This is a genomic window from Acinetobacter sp. UBA5934, assembly GCF_002430855.1.
Lineage (GTDB): Bacteria > Pseudomonadota > Gammaproteobacteria > Pseudomonadales > Moraxellaceae > Acinetobacter.
The window spans coordinates 1-4336 of sequence record NZ_DJDC01000037.1; the positions used below are offsets into that span (position 1 = coordinate 1).

5 protein-coding genes are annotated in these 4336 nt (G+C 41.2%); 4 read left to right on the plus strand and 1 reads right to left on the minus strand.

From position 1 onward, the window contains the following. Positions 1-83: 83 nt before the first annotated feature. Positions 84-1505 (minus strand): cysteine--tRNA ligase, encoded by a 1422-nt coding sequence (gene cysS, locus B2Y23_RS02660; RefSeq protein ID WP_291353835.1) that lies wholly within the window; start codon positions 1503-1505, stop codon positions 84-86. 391 nt (positions 1506-1896) lie between these two features. On the opposite strand from cysS, the gene B2Y23_RS02665 reads away from it, so the two are divergent. The 4 genes from B2Y23_RS02665 to lptA all read left to right on the plus strand — a co-directional run. Then, on the plus strand, positions 1897-2874 hold the full coding sequence (locus B2Y23_RS02665) for a KpsF/GutQ family sugar-phosphate isomerase (RefSeq protein WP_291353837.1): 978 nt from the start codon (positions 1897-1899) through the stop codon (positions 2872-2874). A 3-nt stretch (positions 2875-2877) separates the two neighbouring features. Further along, entirely contained in the window at positions 2878-3417 is a 540-nt protein-coding gene (locus B2Y23_RS02670; RefSeq protein WP_291353839.1) for a KdsC family phosphatase, read from the plus strand. Positions 3418-3458: 41 nt separating this feature from the next. Beyond that, entirely contained in the window at positions 3459-4007 is a 549-nt protein-coding gene (lptC, locus tag B2Y23_RS02675) for an LPS export ABC transporter periplasmic protein LptC (protein WP_291353842.1), read from the plus strand. Next, the coding region (gene lptA / locus B2Y23_RS02680; protein ID WP_291368847.1) for a lipopolysaccharide transport periplasmic protein LptA at positions 3991-4336 on the plus strand (346 nt) is incomplete at its 3' end. The genes lptC and lptA, both read left to right, overlap by 17 nt.

The following is a 4336-nucleotide window of genomic DNA, read 5'->3' on the forward strand; positions in this document are numbered from 1 at the left end:
CAACTGAGCTATTCCCGCAATATGGAAGTGAATTATAGAGAGTTTCATTCAACTGTCAACTCTTTATGCTTCCAAATGTTTAATTAATCAGCACGACGCCAAATAGTTCCTTGACGGGTATCTTCCAGAACCACACCCTGATCCAGTAACGATTGGCGAATTTCATCGGCTTTGGCAAATTCTTTGGCTTTTTTTGCGTCTTTACGTTGCTGAATCAGATCTTCAATCTGTTGTTCCGACAAGCCTAGAGCTTCCTGACCAATATCTGATTTCAAGAAGTCATCTACATTGTATTGCACCAAACCTAAAATATCAGTCAAATGACGCAAGGTTGAATAATACAGCGCAGCCTGTTCAGCATTTTCATCTTTAACAGCACGGTTCAATTCTTTATTAATTTCAAATAACACAGCAATTGCTTCAGCTGTATTGAAGTCATCACGCATTGCTGCATTAAAGCGTTCTACTAAAGCCTCATCTAAAGTTTCAACAGTTTTTTCACCATACACTTGTTGATAAGCTTTAAATGAATGATAGAAACGTGACAGGGTATTTTTTGCTTCTTTCAGTGCTGTATCAGAGAAGTTTACAGGACTGCGATAATGCGAAGAAACAATAAAGAAACGGATCACTTCAGGGTGGAATTTATCCATCACATCACGAATGGTAAAGAAGTTACCCAAAGACTTTGACATCTTCTCGCCATCAACATTAATAAAACCGACATGCATCCAGTAGTTTACATACTGTTCGCCTGTTGAGGCTTCAGACTGTGCAATTTCATTTTCATGATGCGGGAAGGTTAAGTCCGAACCACCACCATGAATGTCAAAATGATTACCTAAGCAGCAAGTGGACATTGCCGAACATTCAATGTGCCAGCCCGGACGACCATTACCCCAAGGTGAAGCCCATGACGGTTCATTTTCTTTGGCATGTTTCCAAAGTACAAAGTCAAAAGGATGTTTCTTTTCAACTTCAACATCGACACGTTCCGAGGCGCCGGCTTGCATATCTTCCAGTTTACGACCAGACAAACGACCATATTTGGCAAATTTTTCTACTTCAAAATATACATCACCATTTGCAGATGGATAAGCCGTGCCTTTATTAACCAGGTTGCCAATCATGTTTTGCATCTGGTCAATATAATCTGTGGCACGAGGCGCTTCATCTGGATGTAAGCAGCCCAAGTTTTCCGCATCTTCATTCATGGCCTGAATAAAACGATCGGTCAATGCAGTAATGCTTTCACCATTTTCATTGGCACGCTTGATGATTTTGTCATCAATATCGGTGATGTTACGAACATATTTGACGTTCCAGCCCTGGCTGCGCAGGAAACGAATAATGTAGTCAAATGCAACCATGACCCGAGCATGTCCAATATGACAGTAATCATATACCGTCATACCGCACACATACATGTCGATATGTCCTGCTTTACGTGGAACAAATTCAACTTTTTTACGTTGCTCTGAGTTATATAGAACAAATGGTTGCATAGGTTTTCTAGAAGCTTATTGAAAATGGTGTCCAATCTTAACCTAAGCACTTTTTTTCATAAAGTTAAAACGAAAAAATGCAGGAATTTTTTAGGGAATATACCTTTATGCGAACGTTCAAGGTCATGGCTGATAATCTAAGATGACACATTGCAAATAAAAATAATCAGCAATGAATAGGGGAAATAACAATTGAGTAATGAAAAGTGCATTTTGATAGATAATGATTAAAAGCATGCCAGCTCGTCATAATTTCTGCACAATTATTGAAATCTTGTAATTTAGAAACGTGACATTTGCATAGATATGATAAAATTGCGAAAATTATTTTTTGCTTGATTGAATCAACTCTGTATAGAGTAAAGGTAAACCTATTTTGAACCCACCAAATATGCCAAATCAAATAGACTTTCAAAAAGTTGCATTAGAAACTTTGCGTATAGAAGAACAAGCACTGGAAATATTGGCGGCGCAAATTGATGATCGTTTTAGCCGTGCTTGTGAAATTATCTTACAGTGCCGAGGGCGTTTAGTCGTAACCGGCATGGGGAAGTCAGGGCATATTGGCCGTAAAATGGCAGCCACCTTTGCGTCTACGGGTACGCCATCATTCTTTATGCATCCAGGTGAAGCCGGGCATGGTGATTTAGGTATGCTGGTTCCTGGCGATGTGCTCATTGCTATTTCTAACTCGGGCAAGAGCGATGAAATCATGATGCTCATGCCTCTAATCAAGCGTCTGGAAATTCCTTTAATTACCATTAGTGGCGACAACAAAGGCCCGATGCCGCAAAATGCAGATGTGGCCTTAACTTTAGGCAATATTCAGGAAGCATGCCCACTCGGTCTGGCACCAACGTCAAGCACCACGGCAACTTTGGCTTTGGGTGATGCACTGGCTGTAGCATTACTGGATGCACGTGGCTTTACTGCTGATGATTTTGCCATGTCACATCCGGCAGGTGCTTTAGGTAAACGATTGTTGCTGCATGTAAAACACCTCATGCATACCGGCACAGAATTGCCAAAAGTATCTCCAGATACACCAATGAATCAGGTTTTATACGAAATCTCAAATAAACGCCTAGGTTTAACCACAATTGTGGATCAAAATGACGTACTGCTCGGGATTTTTACCGACGGTGATTTACGTCGTTTAATTGATAAGCAACAAGGCTTTGATGTGAACCTGCCTGTTTCAGAAGTGATGATCAAAAATCCATTGACCATTACCCAGGAAGCACGTGCTGTTGAAGCTTTAGAGCGTATGAACGAAAAGAAAATCAATCAATTTGTTGTTGTCGATGATGTAAATAAGGTTATAGGTGTGATTAGCATGCATGACCTGATTCAAGCCGGGGTGAATTAATAAATGGCATCTTATATTTTATTGGAACAGGCGCGCCATATTGAAGCCTTGGTGCTTGATGTCGATGGAATTCTGAGTGATGGTTTTGTGACCCTGACCAATAGCGGAGATGAAATTAAATCCTTTGATATCCGTGATGGTTTAGGTATGAAACTTGTACAGAAATCAGGTATCAAAGTCATTATTATTACTGGACGTAAAAGTAATATTGTGGAAAAGCGCATGTCTGATCTGGGTGTAGACCTGGTTTTCCAGGGTCGTGAAGATAAAGGTGTAGCCTTACGTGAAGCCTGTGCTCAGTTGAATGTTGCTCCAGAAGACTGTTTGTATATGGGCGATGACTGGCCTGATCTATCGGCATTTGCCATTGCCGGTATGAAAGTAACTGTTCCCAATGGTCATGTAGAAGTTCGACGCCGTGCTGACCTGGTCACTCAGGCGATGGGTGGTCGTGGTGCGGTACGTGAAATCTGTGACATGATTTTGATGGCGAAAGGAACTTACCAACAGTTGCTTGACACTTATACCGCTGTCCCACATTAATTGTTAAACAATTCATTGAACTTGAGTTAAGTACCACACTTATGGATACAAAAGTTTTATACGTAACTGCTATAGCAATTGCAGCTATAAGTGGTGGTTACTACTATTACAGCGGTAAGGGTAACAAGCTTGAGGTTGACTCGGCCCGAAGCATGACCTATTCCGCTGAAAAAATTAACCTGACTCAAACCGATGAAAACGGTAATTTGTATGTCCGTGCGCAGGTCGATCGGATGGAGCAGGACATGCAAAAAAAGACAGCAAAACTCATCAATCTGAATGCGTCAATGTATAAAGATGGCGCGGTCGATGCTACTTTCTATGCCAAAGTGGCGAACAGTTATGATGATAATAAACGCGTGGTTTTGTCAGGCAATGTCGTGGCAACCAAGCTGATGCAACAAGGCAAAATGCAGTTTCAGACGCAAGAATTAACCGGATATCCTGAAACCCGGCAAATTGAAACAGATAAACAGGTCATTGTGCAATCTCCTCAAGCTGAATTTGTAAGCCAAGGTCTGAAAGCCAATTTAAATGACGGTCAATACGAATTTTTTAATATTCGAGGAAAATATGAACCAAAATCTTAAGCTTACATTTTCTAACACCTTGCTTAAGCAAGCAGCTTTAGTCGGTTTGGTTGTATTCTCGTCGGCAGCGGTATTTGCCATTCCTTCAGACAGAAATCAGCCTATTTCATTGGTTGCAGACCGTGCAACTTATAATGAAAAAACCGGGGTGACCACTTATACCGGTAATGTCATCATTGAACAGGGCACTATGAAGCTGCAAGCCAACTCTATTGTTGCCAATCTGAACAGTCAAAAACAGATTAGCAGTATTACGGCGACTGGTGGTCCGGCACGTTTCCAGCAGCAGACTGAAGTCAATAAAGGTCTGGCCAAAGGTCAGGCACAGA

Bases quoted from the DNA above. Each gene is read 5' to 3' on its own strand.
- lptC (WP_291353842.1), top strand. From the start codon at position 3,459: ATGGATACAAAAGTTTTATACGTAACTGCTATAGCAATTGCAGCTATA.
- cysS (WP_291353835.1), bottom strand. From the start codon at position 1,505: ATGCAACCATTTGTTCTATATAACTCAGAGCAACGTAAAAAAGTTGAA.
- B2Y23_RS02670 (WP_291353839.1), top strand. From the start codon at position 2,878: ATGGCATCTTATATTTTATTGGAACAGGCGCGCCATATTGAAGCCTTG.
- B2Y23_RS02665 (WP_291353837.1), top strand. From the start codon at position 1,897: ATGCCAAATCAAATAGACTTTCAAAAAGTTGCATTAGAAACTTTGCGT.